Raw genomic sequence first — 17,004 nt, forward strand, 5'->3', positions numbered from 1 at the left:
AAACGACGCAGACGACGCTGCGCGGGATCATAGCGGTGACCCCTGGGGCGCGGCCCCCGGGAATGCGCGGCATCAGCCGCCGGCCGCGGCCAGCGTCTCGCGCGCGAGGCAGAGGTCGTCCCAGGCGCGGGCCTTGTCTTCCGGGTTGCGCAGCAGGTAGGCCGGGTGGTAGGTCACGACCAGCGGCACGCCCTCGTAGCGGTGCACGCGCCCGCGCAGGCGGCCGATGGGTTCGTTGCTGCGCAGCAGGCTCTGCACCGCGAAGCGCCCCATCGCCAGAATGATGCGCGGCTGCAGCAATTGGATCTGCCGGATCAGGAAGGGCTCGCACTGCGCCAGCTCGGCCGGTTCGGGGTTGCGGTTGAACGGCGGCCGGCACTTCACGGTGTTGGCGATGTAGACCTGCCGGTGCGCCTCGGCCGAACCATCGTCCGGCACGCTGCGCGTGAGGTCGAGCGCACGCAGCATGTTGTCGAGCAACTGGCCCGACTTGCCGACGAAGGGCTCGCCCTGGCGGTCTTCTTGTTCGCCCGGCGCTTCGCCGACGACCAGCCAGTGCGCACGCTCGTGGCCGACGCCGAAGACGGTCTGCGTGCGGCCTTCGCACAGCTTGCAGGCGGTGCAGCCGGCGACGGCCTGGCGCAGGGCCGGCCAGTCCATGTGCTCGGTGCCGGTGATGCGGTCGCGGGCGACGATTGGCACCGGCACGGCGGGCGCAGCGGTGGGGGCCGTTGCGGGCGTGCGGCTCGCCGGCGATGGCACGGCGGCCGGTACGGACACGGGCGGTGACGCGGGCGGTTCGGCGCTCGCCGCCACCCCCTCGGCGGGCTCGGCCGACCGGGCGAGGGGCAGGTGGATGCCCATCGCATCGAGCATGGCGATCTGCCGTTCAGTCCAGGCCATGGTCGCGCGTGTCGGGGGTTGCGGTTGCGGCCGGGGCCACGTCGAAGCTCATCACCGCCGCGTCTTCGCGGCCCGTGGGGTGCGTGGCGCGGTCGGCCGGGTAGTAACCGCGCCGTACGCCCACGGGGCGAAAGCCGTAGCGTTCGTAGATGCGGCGAGCGCGCTGGTTGCTCTGGCGCACTTCGAGCCAGATCTGGCGCGCGCCGCGTTCGCGCGCGAACTCGACCAGTTCGTCCAGCATGAACACTGCGTGACCGCGGCGTTGCGCCTCAGGTGCGACGGTGATGTTGAGCAGGTGCAGTTCTTCGACGCCTTCCATCGCGACCAGGTAACCCAGCAGTTCACCCTGCGCGCCGTACAGCACGCGGGCCGGGTAGCTGGCCGCGAGCGAGTCGATGAAGTTGCCGCGCGTCCACGGAAAGTCGTAGGCCACGTTCTCGATGGCCAGCACCGCATCGAGCTGCCGCGAGGTCATCGGCAACAGCAACCGCTCGTCGCGCAGCACCGCGCTCATGACCGCCCCTCGCCCGACGAGGACGTCGGCCGATCCCCCAAGGGGATGCGGGCCGGCTTGGGGGCGGCCCGGCGCTCGGCCCGCTGCACCCGCGCGCTCATGCAGCAGCCCCGGCACGGGCCGCGGCACGCTCGGCCGTGGTCTGGGCGACCTTGTCGCGCACGTAGAGCGGCAAGGCCAAGGCGGCATCGACCGCCGCGCCGTCGGCCCAGGCCTGGCGCGCGACGGCGGCGAGCGCGGAGGCGCGGGTCAGCACCAGGGGCACGCGCTGCGCGTCCGATGGCACGACCAGCGCATCGGTCAATGCATTGAGCGCCGAGCCAGCCACGCAGCCGGGTTCGCCCCAGCGCGTGTTCAGCGCGGCGGGCGCGTAGAGCCGGGGCGCATCGAGCGCAGCCCAGCGGCCCGACTGCCAGCGGTAGGGCGCGGCGTAGACCTCGCCCATGCGCGCGTCCATCGCCACCCAGAGTTCGAGTGATTCGGCCGGCGGCAGTTGCCGGCGCGCGTCCTCGGCGACCAGCATCAGGCTGTCGAGCGGCAGCACGGGCTTGCCGGCGCCGAAGGCCAGGCCCTGCGCCACCGAGCACGCGGTGCGCAGGCCGGTGAAGGCGCCCGGGCCGCGGCCGAAGCCGATGGCATCGACTTGCGCCAGCGTGAGGCCCGCGTCGGCCAGCAAGGCCAGCACCTCGGGCACCAGGCTGGCCGAGGCTTGGGCGCCGCCGGCGATCTCGCGCGTCCACTCGCCGGCCGGGCCGGTCAGCGCGAGGCTGGCCGATTCGGTCGAGGTGTCGAAGCACAAGAGCGTGGGCATCCCGGGAGTCTACCGGCGGGGCCCTCGCCAGCGGCCGCGCGAGGGGCTGCATGCGATCATCCCGCGATGACTCGACAAGCAAGCTGGCGCGCCGCGTGGGCGCCGATGGGCGCCCTGGTGGTCGCCCTGACAAGCGCCGCATGGCAGGGGCCGGCGATGGCCGCCTCGCCGCTGCCGCTGGAGGTGGACATCGCGCTCGACCGCGCCAAGCTGCCCCGGCAGGCGCTGGCGGTCGTGGTGCAAGAGGTGAACGCCCCGCGCCCCCGGCTGCGCTGGCAGGCGCAGGTGCCGATGAACCCGGCCTCGCTGACCAAGCTCGTGACCACGGCCGCCGGGCTCGAACTGCTGGGCCCGGCCTACAACTGGTCCACCCCGGTGTGGCTGCAGGGCACGCTCGCCAACGGCGTGCTCGACGGCGACCTCATCATCAAGGGCCACGGCGACCCCAAGCTGGTGATGGAACGCCTGTGGACGCTGCTGCGCCGCGTGCAGCAGCTCGGTGTGCGCGAGATCCGCGGCGACATCGTCTTCGACCGCAGCGCCTTCACGGTGCCCGACGTGCCGCCGGGGCAGTTCGACGGCGAAGCGCTGCGGCCCTACAACGTGCAGGCCGATGCGCTGCTGATCAACTACAAGTCCTACCTGCTCACCTTCACGCCCGATGCCGGGCGCAGGCAGGCGCTGGTGACGATGGACCCACCGCTCGCCGGCGTGCGCCTCGACGCGCAGGTTGCGCTCACCAATGGCACATGCGAAGACTGGCGCGGCGCGCTGAAGGCCGAGTTCGCCGACCCGGCCGTGGTGCGCGTCGGCGGCGCGTATTCGACGAGTTGCGGTGAGCGCACGTGGTCGGTGGCCTACGCCGACCCCAAGAGCTACACCGAGCGCGCGCTCGCCGGCCTGTGGGCCGAGATGGGCGGCAAGCTGCACGGCCGGGTGCGCGAAGGCACGGCCCCCGGCACGCCACCGCTCTTTGCCGCGACCTCACCGGCGTTGGCCGAGGTGGTGCGCGACATCAACAAGTTCAGCAACAACGTGATGGCGCAGCACCTGTTCCTCACGCTCGGCCTGGCACAGCGCGGCAGCGGTTCGCCCGACAGCGCGCGCGAGGTGGTGCGGCAGTGGCTGGTCCAGCACCACGGCGAAAGCGCGGTCGAGAGCGCCGTCATCGACAACGGCTCGGGCCTGTCGCTGGCCACGCGCATGAGCGCCGATCTGCTGGCGCGCGTGCTGCTGAAGGCGTGGGCCGAACCCACGATGCCCGAGCTGGTGAGTTCGCTGCCGGTGACGGGGGTGGACGGCACCATGCGCCGCTCGCGCAACACGCCGCTCGGCCGCGCGCACATCAAGACCGGCTCGATGCCCGACAGCGGTGTCATGGCGCTGGCCGGCTACGTGCTCGGCCCAAGCGGCAAGCGCTACGTGGTCGTCGCGATCGTGAACCACCCGCGGGCGCGCTTCTCGCGCCCGGTGCTCGAAGCGGTGGTGCAGTGGGCCGGGCTCGAAGGCGAACTGCCCGGGCCCGGCGAATGAGCGCCATGGCCCCGGCGTGGATCGATTGGCTGGGTTATGCCGCCGCGACGCTGACCACGACCGCTTTCGTGCCGCAGGTGTGGCTGACGCTGCGCACGCGTGACGTGAGCGGCATCTCGCTCGGCATGTACTCGCTGTTCACGCTGGGCATCGCGCTGTGGCTGGCCTATGGCGTGCTGCTGCGGGCGTGGCCGCTGATGATCGCCAACAGCATCACGTTGCTGCTGGCACTGACCATTGTCGTGATGAAGCTGGTGCTGCCGCCGCGCCGCTGAGGCCGCGCGGGCGCCCGCTCAGAACGGGTGGTTGCGCACGCGGTCGGCCGCCAGCACGCCGACGCGGCCGTGCGCAGCGGGACTCAGGCGCAGGTTGTCGGACCACAGCCAGGTGGACGGCGAGCCGCCCGGCACCAGGTCTGCCGCCGCGTTGGTGCAGGTCGTGCTGGGAGCACTCGGAGCGGTCAGCGTCACGCTGGCGCACAGTGCGTCGGTGGCGTTGGTGAAGCTCTGCAGCGCCGGGTTGATCGTCACCTGGCGCACCGATTCGTAAGCGTCGATCAGCGCGAGGCGGCGACCATCGTTGATGACGGTCGAGCGCAGCGTGGTGTTGAAGCGCACGGTCAGTTCGGTCAGCGCCGCGCTGCGGCTCGCGTCGCGGCCCCAGGGCGACGAGCCGACGTTGGGCACCGAGCTGAAGGCCACCTTGGCCCCGGCATTGACGATGCGGTTGATCTGCAAGGCCAGCGCCGTGGCGGCCTGCTCGACCGCCGCGGCCGGGTTCGGGGCCGACAGCGCTTCGACGATGTCGTTGGTGCCGGCGGACACGACCACCAGGTCTTTGGTCCCGAAGGGGGCGTCGGCCGACGCGAGGAAGCGGTCCACCTGCGCCTGCACGTCGACGGCGTTGTTCTCGCCCGTGTTCACGTACAGGCGGCTGCGCGTGCCCACGTTGCCGGGGTTGCAACGGTCGAGCACGAAACCGTAGGCGCTTGCCAGCACCTGCGGCCACAGCGGGTAGGCCACGCAATCGCGCGCGGTCGCCGAGCCCGAGGCCAGCGCGTTCACGGTGTACTTGTCACCGCTCGGTTCGACCGCCACTTGCTCGTCGCCGAAGACGATGAGGCGCTCGGGGGCGAAACGCTCGACCTGGTCGCCGCCGCCGCACGAAGCGAGCAACGCAGCGGCCGAGGAGATCACGCCGGCACGGGCGAGACCGAGAAAAGCACGGGGGAAATTCATCAACACTCCACAGAAAGGCGGGGGGCGGCGCTCACGACGCGGCGGCACGCTGCAAGCGGTCGCGCACGCCGTCCCATTCGGGACCGGGCGGCGGTTCTTCGACCCAGATCAGAGGCAGGTGCTGGTCGTCGAGTTCACGCAGCACCGCGAACAACTCGTGCGCCGCATCGGCCGCGAGGGCCGGCATGCGCCGTTGCACGACACCCGCCGGCAGGGCCGGCAAGGCGCTGCGGGAATATACGCCCAGCTTCGGCGCCGAGTTGCCCATGACATCGAAGGCCGCCTGCAGCGCCGGGGTGCTCAAGAGCCGCAGCTTGGCGCGCGGCGCGTAGTGCGCCTCCAACGTGCCCGAGGCGCGCGGCGCGGCCTCGTCGCGTGCCCGCAGCGGCTCGCCGGCCGCGGCCTCGATCTCGGCCGGCGTCAGCACGCCAGGGCGCAGCAGCACCGGGTGCGCACGCGTGCAATCGACGATGGTCGATTCGATGCCGACCTGGCAGGCGCCGCCATCGAGCACCAGCAGGTCGTCACCGAACTCTTGCGCGACGTGCGCCGCGCTGGTCGGGCTGATGCGGCCGAAGCGGTTGGCGCTCGGCGCGGCCACGCCCGGCACGCCACGCTCGCGCGCCGCACGCAGCAGCGCCTGCGCGACGGGGTGCGCCGGGCAGCGCAGGCCGATGCTCGACTGCCCGCCGGCGGCGGCGGCGGCCTGGTCGGAGACGCGCGGCACGATCACCGTCAGCGGCCCGGGCCAGAAGCTCGCGACGAGACGCTGCGCGACCTCGGGCCAGTGCGCGGCGAAACGCTGCGCGTCGGCCGCATCGGCCACGTGCACGATCAGCGGGTGGTCGGCCGGACGGCCCTTGGCGGCGAAGATCTTCGCCACCGCCGCGTCGTCGTCGGCGCGAGCGCCCAGGCCGTAGACCGTCTCGGTGGGCATCGCCACCAGCTCACCGGCCGCCAGGGCGTCGGCGGCTCGCGCCAGGGCGCTGGGGTCGTGGCTGTCGAGGATCACAGGCAATACGTTCGCGCGAACGAACTCAGAACGCCGGCAGGCCCAGCACGGCGGCTGCCCGCAAGGCCACCTCGCGAGCTTGCGCCGGCGTGTCGGCGGTCACGGTCAGGTGGCCCATCTTGCGGCCACGACGCGCTTCGGTCTTGCCGTACAGGTGCAGGTGCACGCCGGGCAGCGCGAGCACGGCCGCCCAGGGCGGCTCTTGTGCGACATCGCCCGATGCGAACCACAAGTCGCCCAACAGGTTGAGCATCACGGCCGGCGAGTGCAGGCGCGGCGCGACCAGGGGCGCGCCGACCAGCGCACGCACCTGCAGGTCGAACTGCGACACGTCGCAGGCGTCGAGCGTGTAGTGGCCCGAGTTGTGCGGGCGGGGTGCCATCTCATTGGCGACCACGCGGCCATCGGCCAGCACGAAGAACTCGACGCACAGCACGCCCACGTACCCCAGCGTCGCGGCGATCTTCTCGGCGGCGGCGATGGCCTCTTGCTGCACGGCCGGCGTGAGGTCGGGCGCCGGCACCTGCGTGACGGCCAGGATGCCGTCGCGGTGCAGGTTCTGCTGCAGCGGAAAGTGCACCACCTCGCCCGCGGCCGAGCGCGCGACGATCACGCTCACCTCGAAGGCGAGCGGCAGCATCTTCTCGAGCACGCAGGGCACGCGCTGGAGGTCGTCCCAGGCGGCGGCCAGTTCAGCCGCCGTGCGCACGCGCACCTGGCCCTTGCCGTCGTAGCCCATGCGGGTCGTCTTCAGGATGCCGGGCAGCAGGTCGGCCGCGACCGCCGCCAGTTGCGCGGGCGTCTCGATGCGCGCGTGCGGGGCGCAGGGCACGCCGCAGGCCACGAAATGCGCCTTCTCGGCGGCGCGGTCCTGGCACACGGCCACGGCCTCGCCCGAAGGCGCCACCGGGCGGGTTGCCGCCAGGGTGCGCAGCGCGGCGGCCGGCACGTTCTCGAACTCGGTGGTGATGGCCTGCGCGTGCTGCGCGAGTTGCGCGAGGCCGTCGGCCGCCAGGTAGTCGGCCTTCACGTGCTGGTGCGACACCAGGCCGGCGGGGCTGGCCGCGTCGGGGTCGAGCACGGCGGTGAAATAGCCCATCTGCTGCGCGGCGTGCACGAACATGCGGCCGAGCTGGCCGCCCCCCATCACGCCGAGGGTCGCGCCGGGGGCGATGAAGCCACGCGTCATTTCAGATCTGCCGACATGCCGCGCGCGGCCTCGGTCTGCTTGGCGCGGTAGGCGTCGAGCTGCGCGCGCAGGGCCGGCTGCTCGTTGGCCAGCATGGCCACGGCAAACAGCGCCGCATTGGCCGCGCCGGCCGTGCCAATGGCGAAGGTGGCGACCGGGATGCCCTTGGGCATCTGCACGATGGAGTGCAGCGAATCGACGCCTTGCAGGTGGCGGCTGGCCACCGGCACGCCCAGCACGGGCACCGTCGTCTTGGCGGCCAGCATGCCCGGCAGGTGGGCCGCGCCGCCCGCGCCGGCGATGATCGCCTTCAGGCCGCGTGCGGCCGCGCTTTCGGCGTAGGCGAACATGTCGTCGGGCATGCGGTGGGCAGAGACCACGCGCGCTTCGAAGGGAACGCCGAACTCGGCGAGAATTTCGGTCGCGAGGCGCAGGGTGTCCCAGTCACTGCTGGACCCCATCACCACGCCGACCACGGGGGCGCTGCTCAAGGCTCGCTCCAGGTGCATGAAAGACCGCGGATTGTAGGCGGCGAGGCCCCGGGCCCCGCCCCACGCAACCGGCCCCGAAACCCGCCCGACACCCCGGCCCAACCGCAGCTTGTGACGATGGACATTTCGATTCAAAACTTCGAGACCGAGCTGATCGGCGCCTCCATGCAGCAACCCGTGCTGCTCGACATCTGGGCCCCGTGGTGCGGCCCCTGCAAGGCGCTGACGCCGGTGCTCGAAAAGCTCGAAGTCGCCTACGCCGGGCGCTTCAAGCTGGCCAAGCTCAACGCCGACGAGCAGCCCGAGATCTCGGGCCAGCTGTCGCAGATGTTCGGCGTGCGCAGCATTCCGTTCTGCGTGCTGTTCAAGGGCGGCCAGCCGGTGGACGGCTTCGTCGGCGCGCTGCCCGAAGCCAAGCTGCGTGAGTTCCTCGACAAGCACGTGCCCTCAGCGGACGAGATGGCCGCCGACGAAGACTTGGCCGAAGCCGAGGCCCTGCTGGCCGAAGGCGACGCCGACAGCGCGCTCGAAAAGCTGCAAGAAGCCGTCGCCATCGACCCCGCCAACGACACCGCGCGCTACGACTACCTGCGCGCGCTGCTCATGGCCCACCGCGTGGACGACGCCCGCCGCGCCTTCGAGCCGGTGGCCGGCAAGGTGCTGCTCGACGCGCGGCTGGCCGCCGCCGGCCTGTGGCTGGCCGCCGCAGAGAAGGCCGCGTCCGCCCGGCCCGAGGCTGAACTTCAGGCCGCCATCGCCGCCAACAAGCGCGACTTCGACGCGCGCTACGAACTGGCGCAGACGCACTTCGCCGCCCAGCGCTTCACGCAGGCGATGGACGAGCTGCTCGAAATCGTCATGCGCGACAAGGCCTGGGGCGACCAACTCGCGCGCAAGACCTACGTGGCGATCCTCGAATTGATGACCAAGCCCGCCCCGGCGCCGAAAGCCGAAGCGGCGCCGGCCAAGGGCGCGCTCGAAGTGGCCGGCAAGATCAACACCGCGCCGGCCGACCCGGTGGTCGATCAGTACCGGCGCAAGCTGAGCATGGCCTTGTTCTGAGGCACGGGCGGCGGGACGGGCCCGCCACCCTGCCGCCCGGGAGGGCGGCGGCCGCTCAGGCGGGCTTGGCGTCGTGTTTGACGTTGAGCGCTTTTTCGAGCGTCGCGATGGCCCAGGCCTGGTCGGCCTCGTGCTTTTCCCAGTCGAGCGGGGCCTGCTTGGCGTGGCGCGCCGCCGATTCGTCGTCGCCCAGCGCTTCGTAGAGCTTGGCCAGCCGCGTGTGCGTGGCGGCCCGGTCGTCGATGTCGCAGTCGTCGTCGAGCGCCTGGATGGCCGCGCGCGCGTCGCTGCGGGCCGCGTCAAGCTCGCCCAGCTGCAGGCGGCACCAGGCCATCTCGGCGCGCAGGTTGGCCTGCATGCGGCCCAGGCCCTGGGCGACGGCTTCGTCGAGGTGCGCCTGAAAGAGCGCCAGCGCCGGCGCCCATTCGCCCTGCAGTGACAGCACCTGCGCGCGCAGCATCGGCACCAGCGAATCGAGCGAGGTCACGCCCAGCATGGCGTCGAAGTTCAGGCTCGACTGCGCGCCCAGCGCGGCCTGCCGCATCGCCTGGCCCGACTCGGGCGCGCCGCGCAGCAGCGTGTGGCGCGACTGGTTGGCATGCAGCCAGGCCATGTTGTGGATCACCGCGCCCTGCGTGGTGTCGTCGCCTTCGGCGGTGGCGTGCTGGCGCGCCTTGACGTACCAGGGTTGGGCCAGGTCGAAGCGGCCCGCGAAGTGGTAGACCTGCCCGATCAGCATGGTCACGCGGCCGAGTGCCGCGTGGTTGTCGGGTGCGGCGAATTGCAGCGTCTCGGCGACGTGCTTGCCGAGCGCGTCGAAGTCGTGGTGCACGAAGTCCATCAGCGACAGCCAGGCCGCCGCCAGCGCGTGCAGTTGCAGCTCGCGGGCGGCACCGCTCAGCGCGTAGGCGCGGCGCATCTTGTCGCGCGCCATCTGGCTCATGTCGCTGTAGTAGCTCAGCAGGCCGTCGGCCAGCGCGAGCCAGGCGCTCATCACCGCATGCGGGTGGCTCGCGTACTGCATGTGCAGCGACGAGAGCACCTGCCGGGCTTCGTCGAGCCGGCCCAGGCGGGCCAGGTAGCCGGCGCGCTCAGCCCGCAGGCAGTCGGCCTTGACCGGGGATTGCGCCGCGGCGATGGCAGCGTCGAGGCGGGTCAGGAGGCGCGAGCTGCTCATGGGATCAACCGGTCAGTCGTTGCAGTGCTTCGCGGTACTTCGCGGCGGTGTTCGCCACCACGTCGGCCGGCAGCGCCGGGGCCGGGGCCTGCTTGTTCCAGGGTTCGCCGTTCACGCGGGCCTGTTCGAGCCAGTCGCGCACGAACTGCTTGTCGTAGCTGGGCGGGTTCTTGCCGGCCTTGAACGCGGCCTCGTAGCCCTCGACCGGCCAGAAGCGCGACGAGTCGGGCGTGAGCACCTCGTCCATCAGCGTCAGCGTGCCGTCGGCGTCGAGCCCGAACTCGAACTTGGTGTCGGCAATGATGATGCCCTTGGTCAGCGCGAAGTCGGCCGCCGTCTTGTAGAGCGCGATCGACACCTCGCGCACCTTGCGGGCGAGGTCGGGGCCGACGATGCCTTCCATGCGATCGAACGAGATGTTCTCGTCGTGGTCGCCCATCTCGGCCTTGGTGGCCGGGGTGAAGATGGGTTCGGGCAGCTGGCTCGCGTTCGACAGCCCGGCGGGCAGCTTCACGCCGCACACCGACTGGCTGGCCTGGTACTCGGACCAGCCGCTGCCCGCGAGGTAACCACGCACCACGGCTTCGACCGGCAGCGGCTTGAGCCGCTTGACCAGCATCGAGCGGCCCTCGACCTGCGCGCGCTCGGCCGGCGTGACCACGCTGGTCGGCTCGTCGCCGGTCAGGTGGTTGGGCACGATGCCGTGCAGCTTGGCGAACCAGAACAGCGCCATCTGCGTGAGCAGTGCGCCCTTGCCCGGGATGGGCTCGCCCATGATCACGTCGAAGGCGCTGAGCCGGTCGCTCGCCACCATGAGGATGCGGTCGTTGCCCACCGCGTAGTTGTCGCGCACCTTGCCGCGCGCCAGAAGCGGCAGCGAGGCCAGCGTGGATTCGAGAAGGGCAATCGTCATGCGGCCGGCTCGTTCAAGACAAACCCGGCCGAAGCCGGGTTGGGATGCGAAGGAAAGAAGCGATGCCCGATCAGGCGACGAGCTGGGCCAGTTCGCCCTGCTGGTACTTCTGCGCGATCTGCACCAGCGTCAGCGGCTTGATCTTGCCGGCCTGGCCTTCGCAGCCGAACTCGACGTAGCGCTGCTTGCAGATGGCCTTGGCGGCTTCGCGGGCGGGCTTGAGCCACTCGCGGGCGTCGAACTTCTCGGGGTTCTCGGCCATGAACTTGCGCACCGCGCCGGTCATCGCAAGGCGGATGTCGGTGTCGATGTTGATCTTGCGCACGCCGTGCTTGATGGCTTCCTGGATCTCTTCGACCGGCACGCCGTAGGTCTCTTTGATCTTGCCGCCGTACTGGTTGATGATCGCCAGCAGGTCGTGAGGCACCGACGACGAGCCGTGCATCACGAGGTGCGTGTTGGGGATGCGCTTGTGGATCTCTTTGACGCGCGAGATCGCGAGGATGTCGCCCGTGGGCTTGCGCGAGAACTTGTACGCGCCGTGGCTGGTGCCGATGGCGATGGCCAGCGCGTCGAGCTGGGTTTCACGCACGAAGACGGCGGCTTCTTCGGGGTCGGTCAGCATCTGGCTGTGGTCGAGCTTGCCTTCGGCGCCGATGCCGTCTTCTTCACCGGCGTCGCCGGTTTCGAGGTTGCCCAGGCAACCGAGTTCGCCTTCGACCGTGACACCGACCTTGTGGGCCATCTGCACGACCTTGCGGGTCACATCGACGTTGTAGGCGAAGTCGGCCGGGGTCTTGCCGTCTTCACGCAGCGAGCCGTCCATCATCACCGAGCCGAAGCCCAGGTCGATGGCGCCCTGGCAGATGGCGGGCGACTGGCCGTGGTCCTGGTGCATGACCAGGGGGATGTGCGGGTAGGCCTCGACGGCGGCCTGGATCAGGTGCTTGATGAAGGCCTCGCCGGCGTACTTGCGGGCACCGGCGCTGGCTTGCAGGATGACCGGGGCGCCGACTTCATCGGCGGCCTGCATGACGGCCTGCACTTGTTCGAGGTTGTTGACGTTGAAAGCCGGAATGCCGTAACCGCACTCGGCGGCGTGGTCCAGCAGTTGGCGCATTGACACGAGTGGCATGGAGCTATCCCCGAGGAAGTGAAAAACCGGTGGGGCGCGTGGGCGGCGCGAGCGCAGTGCAGATGAGCACCGGTGGCCGGCAAAAGGCGCGCAAAACTCCAGCGATTGTAGCCAGCGGCCCCTCGGCGCCCCGGCGATGGCCCCTCCCGGACTGCGGGGGCAATGCCCGGGCCGGCTGGGGAATGGGCCGCAAAAGCCCCTCTTTTCTCGCTCAAGCGCGAGGGGCGTCGGCCGACACTGGCGACTCTCTGATCGGCGCACCTGGAAGGAGCCCCGCATGGCCCGCATCGACCTCAACGCCCTCACGCAATGGATCACCCCCGCCGTCGCGCAGCACCCGCACGACCTGGCCGAGGCGCTGGCCGCACACCTGGGCGTGACGCGCGCGACCGCGCAAAAAGCCTTGAAGCGCCTGATCGACACCCACTGGCTCACGCGCCAGGGCACGGTGCGCAAGCCGCTCTACCAGCCCGGCATGCTGCGCCAGGTGGTGCGCCGCTACGCGCTCGACGGGCTGGAAGAAGACATCCCCTGGCGGCGCGACTTCGCCCCGCACCTGGCGCTGCCGCCCGAGGTGCGCCGCATCACGCAGCACATCTTCTGCGAGCTGCTCAACAACGCCGTGGACCACAGCGGCGGCACGGCCGTCACCGTGTCGGTGCGGCAGACGCCCGCGCACGTGCAGTTGCTGGTGTCGGACGATGGCTGCGGCCTCTTCGAGCGCATCCACCAGGCCTTCGCGCTCGACGACCCGACGCTCGCCATGCTCGAACTCAGCAAGGGCAAGCTCACCAGCCAGCCCGAGCGCCACACCGGGCGCGGCCTGTTCTTCACCTCGCGGCTGGCGGACGTGTTCGACCTGCACGCCAACCGCGTGGCCTTCCAGCGCCGCGACTGGGACGCCGGCGCCTGGCGCCCGGGGCGCGCGCTGCAGCACACCGGCACCTCGGTCTATGCCGCCATCGCCCTCGACACGACGCGCACGCTCGACGCGGTGATGCGCTCGCACAGCGTGGGCGAACACAGCGCCGGATTCGACCGCACCGTGGTGCCGCTGCGCCTGATGACCTCGGCGCAAGACAGCCTCGAGTCGCGCGCCCAGGCCCGCCGCGTCGCCGCGCGCCTGCACCAATTCGATCGCGCCGAGGTGGACTTTCACGGCCTCACGCATGTCGGCCACAGCTTCGTAGACGAACTTTTCCGCGTGCAGGCGCAGGTGGCGCATGAAGGTTCGGCGGTGCAGCTCGTGCCGGTCAACATGAACGCGTCGATCGCGGCACTGGTCGAGAGCGTTCGGCAAGGGCGCTGAGCCGCGACCAGGGCCCCGGACTCAGTCCGCGATGTCCACCCGGTAGCCCTCGGCGCGCATGCGTCCGAGGATCTGCGCGATGTGTTCTTCGCCGCGTGTGTGCACCACCACGTCGATCTGCACGCGTTCAACCGACAGCGAGTTGAACGCGCGCTGGTGCTGCACCTCTTCGATGTTCGCGCCCAGCTCGCCCAGCAAGGTGGCGACCTGCGCCAGCGCGCCGGGCACATCGCGCACGTCGAAGCGCAAACGCGCGAGCCGGCCCGACTTGACCATGCCGCGCTGGATGATCTCGGCCAGCACCAGCGGCTCGATGTTGCCGCCGCACAGCACCAGCCCGACCTTGCGGCCCGCGAAGCGCGCGCGGTGACGCAAGAGCGCGGCGAGGCCGACCGCGCCGGCGCCTTCGACCACGGTTTTCTCGATCTCGAGCAGCATCACGATGGCCTGCTCGATCTCGTCTTCGGCGACGAGCAGCACGTCGTCCACCAGCGTGTCGATCAGCGGTGCGGTCAGCACGCCGGGCGCTTTGACGCCGATGCCGTCGGCGATCGTCGCCTGGCCGGTCTCGCGGTCGCCGTGGTGCTTGAGGTTCCAGGCCGCCGGGAAGCGCTCGGTCTGCACGCCGATGATCTGCAGGCCGGGCTTGAGCGCACGCGCGGCCAGCGCGATCCCGCCGATCAGCCCGCCACCGCCGATGGCCACCACCAGCGTGTCGAGTTCGGGCCGCTGGCGCAGCATCTCCAGCCCCACCGTGCCCTGGCCGGCAATGACCGCCGGGTCGTCGAAAGGGTGGATCAGCACCAGCCCGCGCTCTTGCGCCAGTTGCAGGCCGATGCGCCGCGCGTCGTCGAAGGTGTCGCCCTGCAGCAGCACTTCGGCACCGAAGCCGCGCGTGCGCTCGACCTTCACTGGCGAGGCGAACCGCGGCATCACGATGGTGGCCGGAATACCGTGCCGCTGCGCGTGGTACGCCACGCCCTGCGCATGGTTGCCGGCCGACACCGCCAGCACGCCGCACGCGCGCTCGTCGGCGCTCAGCTGCGCGATCTTGTTGTAGGCGCCGCGCTCTTTGAACGAGGCGGTGAACTGCAGGTTCTCGAACTTGAGAAAGACCTCGCAGCCGGCGATTTCGCCCAGCGTGCGCGAGGGCCAGCACGGCGTTTCGACCACCTCGCCGCGCACACGTTCTGCAGCGGCTTCGATGTCGGCGAAGGTCACGGGGCAAGGTGCACTCATGGCGGCCATTCTGGAACGCGCGGGCCGGTTTCGGGGCGGAAAAATCACGCGCCCGCTTGCGCGCGCACCTCGGCAATAGTCCGACGCGGCCCGGGGTTGTCGGTGCACTTTCTATAGTGCCCGCTGCCGGGCGCGATGCCTGCGGCCTTTTGCGCCCCGCACACACCCCCTTCCCGCCCTGAATTCCCCTGGAGCCCCTGCCGATGCGGTCTGTAGTTGCCTTGCTGTTGTTGTCGATGCTGCCCGTGGCCGGGTGGGGCCAGATCCAGGTGCAGCCCGACGGCGTGATGCGTGCCATCGCGGGCATCTCGACCACCATCGTCACCGGCAACACCAAGTCGAGCAGCGTCAGCCTGAACGGCGAAGCCATCCAGCTCACCGACCACAGCAAGTGGACGCTGCTTGGCCGCGCCTTCTATGCCGAAAACACCACCGGCATCAGCGCCGCCAGCCTGGCCGGCAGCACGCAGTACGACCGCGACCTGAATCGCGACGTGTTCGGCTTCGGCAAGCTCGACGCCCTGCGCGACAAGCCCGCCAACCTGATGTCGCGGCTGTCGGCCTACGGCGGGCTCGGTCGCCACCTGGTGCGCAACGAGAAGCACACCTGGGACGCCATCCTCGGCTTCGGATACACCAACGACCGCTACGCCACGCCGACCACGGTGTCAGACGAACTGCGCACCAAGTACGGCCGCACCGAAATGCTGATCAGCCAGAACTCGAACCACCGGCTCACACCGAGCACGGTGCTGCGGCAGAAGGTCGAGGTCTATCCCGACCTGCGAAACAAAGGCGAGTACCGCTGGGTGCTGGACGCAGGGCTGTCGGTGGCGATGACCGCGTCGATGAGCCTGTCGACCGGGCTGATCTACCGCCACAACAGCGACCCGGGCTCGGGCGTGAAGCGCGGCGACGCGACCTTCCTCACCGGCATCGTCATCAAGCTGAACTGAAGTGAACTGAGGCGCGGCGGCGCGCGCGAACCGCTCAGTTGACCCGGCAGACCTTCAGCATGTTGGTGCCACCCGGGTAGCCCATGGGCTCGCCGCAGGTGATGGCGTAGGTGTCGCCGGGCTTGAGCACGCCCTGCTCGACCAGCAGCGCTTCGGCGTGTTTCAAGGCCTCGTCGCGGTCGGTGTAGTTGGGCATCAGCACCGGCATCACGTTGCGGTACAGCATCATGCGGCGCTGGCTGCCCACCTGCGAGGTCAGGCCGAAGATGGGCACGTGGATCTTGTGGCGGCTCATGAAGAGCGCCGTCGAGCCCGACTCGGTCAGCGCGAGGATGGCCTTGCAGCCCAGGTGGTAGGCCGTGAACAGCGCGCCCATCGCGATCGACTGGTCGATGCGGCCGAAGGTCTTGTTGGTGAAGCTCGAATCGAGCGAGATCTCTTCGGCGTTCTCGGCCTCGACGCACACCGAAGCCATCATCTCGACCGTCTCGACCGGGTAGCGGCCGGCGGCCGTCTCGGCGCTCAGCATCACGGCGTCGGTGCCATCGAGCACCGCGTTGGCCACGTCGCTCACCTCGGCACGCGTGGGCACCGGGTTCACGATCATCGACTCCATCATCTGCGTCGCGGTGATGACCGTGCGGTCCATCTCGCGCGCCATCTTGATCATGCGTTTCTGCAGTGCCGGCACCGCCGCATTGCCCACCTCGACGGCCAGGTCGCCGCGCGCGACCATGATGCCGTCGCTGGCCTTCAAGATCTGGTCGAGCACCGGAATGGCCTCGGTGCGTTCGATTTTGGCAATCAGCGCGGGCTTGTGCTTCCAGGGTTCGCCGGCGACGTTGGCGAGCTGGCGCGCCATTTCCATGTCAGTTGCGCTCTTCGGAAAACTCACCGCGAGGTACTGGCACTGGATGCTCATCGCGGTCTTGATGTCTTCCATGTCCTTCGCGGTCAACGCGGGCGCGGTCAGGCCGCCGCCGGCCTTGTTGATGCCCTTGTTGTTGGACAGCTCACCGCCGATCACGACGCGGGTGTGCACCTCGTCGCCCTTCACCAGTTCGACCGTCAGCTTCAGCAGCCCGTCGTTGAGCAGCAGGGTGTCGCCCGGGCGCACGTCGCGCGGCAGCTCTTTGTAGTCAAGGCCGACCCGCTCGGGGGTGCCCAGCTCTTTCAGCGCGGCGTCGAGCACGAAGGTCTTGCCGGCCTCCAGCATGATCTTGCCGCCCTCGAACTTGCCGACGCGGATCTTCGGGCCTTGCAGGTCGGCCATGATGGCCACCTCTTTGCCCGCCGCCTTGGCCGCCTCGCGCACCAGCCGCGCACGCTCGATGTGGTCTTGCGCGGTGCCGTGCGAGAAGTTCAGGCGGACGACATCGACGCCGGCCCGCAGCATGCGCTCCAGCACTTCGGGAGAGCTGGACGCGGGGCCGAGGGTGGCGACGATCTTGGTGGCACGGGGCATCGGGGCGAACTCCGGAAGAAGTCGAGAGCAAGGGGATGAGAGAGAACCGGCTCATGG

Annotated in this window: 17 protein-coding genes; 5 read left to right on the plus strand and 12 right to left on the minus strand. The window is 70.2% G+C overall.

All coding sequences use genetic code 11. The annotated features are described in order from the left end of the window. Nucleotides 1–72: 72 nt before the first annotated feature. The 3 genes from AC1KAT_RS06760 to tsaB form a co-directional block, all read right to left on the minus strand. On the minus strand, nt 73–903 hold the full coding sequence (locus AC1KAT_RS06760; RefSeq protein ID WP_480324049.1) for a uracil-DNA glycosylase: 831 nt from the start codon (nt 901–903) through the stop codon (nt 73–75). Continuing rightward, nucleotides 890–1,417, minus strand: coding sequence for a ribosomal protein S18-alanine N-acetyltransferase (gene rimI / locus AC1KAT_RS06765; RefSeq protein ID WP_480324051.1), 528 nt, complete (start codon nt 1,415–1,417; stop codon nt 890–892). The genes AC1KAT_RS06760 and rimI overlap by 14 nt, the downstream gene beginning before the upstream one ends. 97 nt (nt 1,418–1,514) lie before the next feature. Beyond that, nucleotides 1,515–2,228: a tRNA (adenosine(37)-N6)-threonylcarbamoyltransferase complex dimerization subunit type 1 TsaB gene (tsaB, locus tag AC1KAT_RS06770; protein WP_480324053.1), complete on the minus strand. Its 714-nt coding sequence runs from the start codon at nt 2,226–2,228 to the stop codon at nt 1,515–1,517. 66 nt (nt 2,229–2,294) lie between these two features. Here tsaB and dacB point away from each other — a divergent pair, with 66 nt between their 5' ends. Beyond that, complete coding sequence (gene dacB, locus AC1KAT_RS06775; protein WP_480324055.1) at nt 2,295–3,761, plus strand: D-alanyl-D-alanine carboxypeptidase/D-alanyl-D-alanine endopeptidase; 1,467 nt, start codon at nt 2,295–2,297, stop codon at nt 3,759–3,761. Then, the gene (locus AC1KAT_RS06780) at nt 3,758–4,036 is read left to right on the plus strand and encodes a SemiSWEET family sugar transporter (RefSeq protein WP_480324057.1); all 279 of its coding nucleotides are present in this window, start codon (nt 3,758–3,760) and stop codon (nt 4,034–4,036) included. The genes dacB and AC1KAT_RS06780 overlap by 4 nt, the downstream gene beginning before the upstream one ends. Before the next feature lie 18 nt (nt 4,037–4,054). On the opposite strand, the gene AC1KAT_RS06785 is transcribed toward AC1KAT_RS06780, so the two are convergent. Genes AC1KAT_RS06785 through purE form a run of 4 tightly spaced genes read right to left on the minus strand, consistent with a single transcriptional unit; the run spans nt 4,055 to nt 7,661 of the window. Then, nucleotides 4,055–4,999, minus strand: coding sequence for an SGNH/GDSL hydrolase family protein (locus AC1KAT_RS06785; protein ID WP_480324059.1), 945 nt, complete (start codon nt 4,997–4,999; stop codon nt 4,055–4,057). Nucleotides 5,000–5,030: 31 nt separating this feature from the next. After that, a complete protein-coding gene (locus AC1KAT_RS06790) occupies nt 5,031–6,011 on the minus strand; it encodes an L-threonylcarbamoyladenylate synthase (RefSeq protein ID WP_480324061.1) in 981 nt (326 codons plus the stop codon). A gap of 25 nt (nt 6,012–6,036) precedes the next feature. Beyond that, nucleotides 6,037–7,200, minus strand: a complete 1,164-nt coding sequence (locus AC1KAT_RS06795; RefSeq protein WP_480324063.1) for a 5-(carboxyamino)imidazole ribonucleotide synthase — start codon at nt 7,198–7,200, stop codon at nt 6,037–6,039. Then, nucleotides 7,197–7,661: a 5-(carboxyamino)imidazole ribonucleotide mutase gene (purE, locus tag AC1KAT_RS06800; RefSeq protein ID WP_480324321.1), complete on the minus strand. Its 465-nt coding sequence runs from the start codon at nt 7,659–7,661 to the stop codon at nt 7,197–7,199. Before purE ends, AC1KAT_RS06795 begins: the two co-directional genes overlap by 4 nt. Before the next feature lie 147 nt (nt 7,662–7,808). On the opposite strand from purE, the gene AC1KAT_RS06805 reads away from it, so the two are divergent. After that, nucleotides 7,809–8,753 carry a tetratricopeptide repeat protein gene (locus tag AC1KAT_RS06805; protein WP_480324065.1) on the plus strand — a complete coding sequence of 315 codons (945 nt, stop codon included), beginning with the start codon at nt 7,809–7,811 and terminating at the stop codon, nt 8,751–8,753. 55 nt (nt 8,754–8,808) lie between these two features. Here the strand turns inward: AC1KAT_RS06805 and AC1KAT_RS06810 are convergent, their stop codons facing one another. The 3 genes from AC1KAT_RS06810 to fba all read right to left on the minus strand — a co-directional run bounded on the left by AC1KAT_RS06810 (nt 8,809) and on the right by fba (nt 11,978). After that, a complete protein-coding gene (locus AC1KAT_RS06810; RefSeq protein WP_480324067.1) occupies nt 8,809–9,930 on the minus strand; it encodes a hypothetical protein in 1,122 nt (373 codons plus the stop codon). Between the two features lie 4 nt (nt 9,931–9,934). Beyond that, nucleotides 9,935–10,843, minus strand: a complete 909-nt coding sequence (locus tag AC1KAT_RS06815; protein ID WP_480324069.1) for a phosphoribosylaminoimidazolesuccinocarboxamide synthase — start codon at nt 10,841–10,843, stop codon at nt 9,935–9,937. 70 nt (nt 10,844–10,913) lie between these two features. After that, nucleotides 10,914–11,978 (minus strand): class II fructose-bisphosphate aldolase, encoded by a 1,065-nt coding sequence (gene fba, locus AC1KAT_RS06820; RefSeq protein WP_480324071.1) that lies wholly within the window; start codon nt 11,976–11,978, stop codon nt 10,914–10,916. A gap of 277 nt (nt 11,979–12,255) precedes the next feature. Here fba and AC1KAT_RS06825 point away from each other — a divergent pair, with 277 nt between their 5' ends. Then, nucleotides 12,256–13,287: an ATP-binding protein gene (locus AC1KAT_RS06825; RefSeq protein ID WP_480324073.1), complete on the plus strand. Its 1,032-nt coding sequence runs from the start codon at nt 12,256–12,258 to the stop codon at nt 13,285–13,287. A gap of 21 nt (nt 13,288–13,308) precedes the next feature. Here the strand turns inward: AC1KAT_RS06825 and AC1KAT_RS06830 are convergent, their stop codons facing one another. Then, nucleotides 13,309–14,535 carry a threonine ammonia-lyase gene (locus AC1KAT_RS06830; RefSeq protein WP_480324075.1) on the minus strand — a complete coding sequence of 409 codons (1,227 nt, stop codon included), beginning with the start codon at nt 14,533–14,535 and terminating at the stop codon, nt 13,309–13,311. A gap of 194 nt (nt 14,536–14,729) precedes the next feature. Between AC1KAT_RS06830 and AC1KAT_RS06835 the strand changes: the two genes are divergently transcribed. Next, nucleotides 14,730–15,482: a DUF481 domain-containing protein gene (locus AC1KAT_RS06835; protein WP_480324077.1), complete on the plus strand. Its 753-nt coding sequence runs from the start codon at nt 14,730–14,732 to the stop codon at nt 15,480–15,482. Nucleotides 15,483–15,516: 34 nt separating this feature from the next. On the opposite strand, the gene pyk is transcribed toward AC1KAT_RS06835, so the two are convergent. Then, complete coding sequence (pyk, locus tag AC1KAT_RS06840) at nt 15,517–16,947, minus strand: pyruvate kinase (RefSeq protein WP_480324079.1); 1,431 nt, start codon at nt 16,945–16,947, stop codon at nt 15,517–15,519. Between the last annotated feature and the right edge of the window lie 57 nt (nt 16,948–17,004).

The organism is Piscinibacter sp. PDB5-1, from assembly GCF_056676035.1.

What these genes read in the sequence shown, in the direction of transcription:
- pyk (WP_480324079.1), bottom strand. Translation starts at nt 16,947, where the DNA reads ATGCCCCGTGCCACCAAGATCGTCGCCACCCTCGGCCCCGCGTCCAGC.
- AC1KAT_RS06805 (WP_480324065.1), top strand. Translation starts at nt 7,809, where the DNA reads ATGGACATTTCGATTCAAAACTTCGAGACCGAGCTGATCGGCGCCTCC.
- rimI (WP_480324051.1), bottom strand. Translation starts at nt 1,417, where the DNA reads ATGAGCGCGGTGCTGCGCGACGAGCGGTTGCTGTTGCCGATGACCTCG.
- AC1KAT_RS06810 (WP_480324067.1), bottom strand. Translation starts at nt 9,930, where the DNA reads ATGAGCAGCTCGCGCCTCCTGACCCGCCTCGACGCTGCCATCGCCGCG.
- AC1KAT_RS06815 (WP_480324069.1), bottom strand. Translation starts at nt 10,843, where the DNA reads ATGACGATTGCCCTTCTCGAATCCACGCTGGCCTCGCTGCCGCTTCTG.
- AC1KAT_RS06780 (WP_480324057.1), top strand. Translation starts at nt 3,758, where the DNA reads ATGAGCGCCATGGCCCCGGCGTGGATCGATTGGCTGGGTTATGCCGCC.
- tsaB (WP_480324053.1), bottom strand. Translation starts at nt 2,228, where the DNA reads ATGCCCACGCTCTTGTGCTTCGACACCTCGACCGAATCGGCCAGCCTC.
- AC1KAT_RS06785 (WP_480324059.1), bottom strand. Translation starts at nt 4,999, where the DNA reads ATGAATTTCCCCCGTGCTTTTCTCGGTCTCGCCCGTGCCGGCGTGATC.
- AC1KAT_RS06830 (WP_480324075.1), bottom strand. Translation starts at nt 14,535, where the DNA reads ATGGCCGCCATGAGTGCACCTTGCCCCGTGACCTTCGCCGACATCGAA.
- AC1KAT_RS06825 (WP_480324073.1), top strand. Translation starts at nt 12,256, where the DNA reads ATGGCCCGCATCGACCTCAACGCCCTCACGCAATGGATCACCCCCGCC.
- purE (WP_480324321.1), bottom strand. Translation starts at nt 7,661, where the DNA reads ATGGGGTCCAGCAGTGACTGGGACACCCTGCGCCTCGCGACCGAAATT.
- dacB (WP_480324055.1), top strand. Translation starts at nt 2,295, where the DNA reads ATGACTCGACAAGCAAGCTGGCGCGCCGCGTGGGCGCCGATGGGCGCC.
- AC1KAT_RS06760 (WP_480324049.1), bottom strand. Translation starts at nt 903, where the DNA reads ATGGCCTGGACTGAACGGCAGATCGCCATGCTCGATGCGATGGGCATC.
- AC1KAT_RS06835 (WP_480324077.1), top strand. Translation starts at nt 14,730, where the DNA reads ATGCGGTCTGTAGTTGCCTTGCTGTTGTTGTCGATGCTGCCCGTGGCC.
- fba (WP_480324071.1), bottom strand. Translation starts at nt 11,978, where the DNA reads ATGCCACTCGTGTCAATGCGCCAACTGCTGGACCACGCCGCCGAGTGC.
- AC1KAT_RS06795 (WP_480324063.1), bottom strand. Translation starts at nt 7,200, where the DNA reads ATGACGCGTGGCTTCATCGCCCCCGGCGCGACCCTCGGCGTGATGGGG.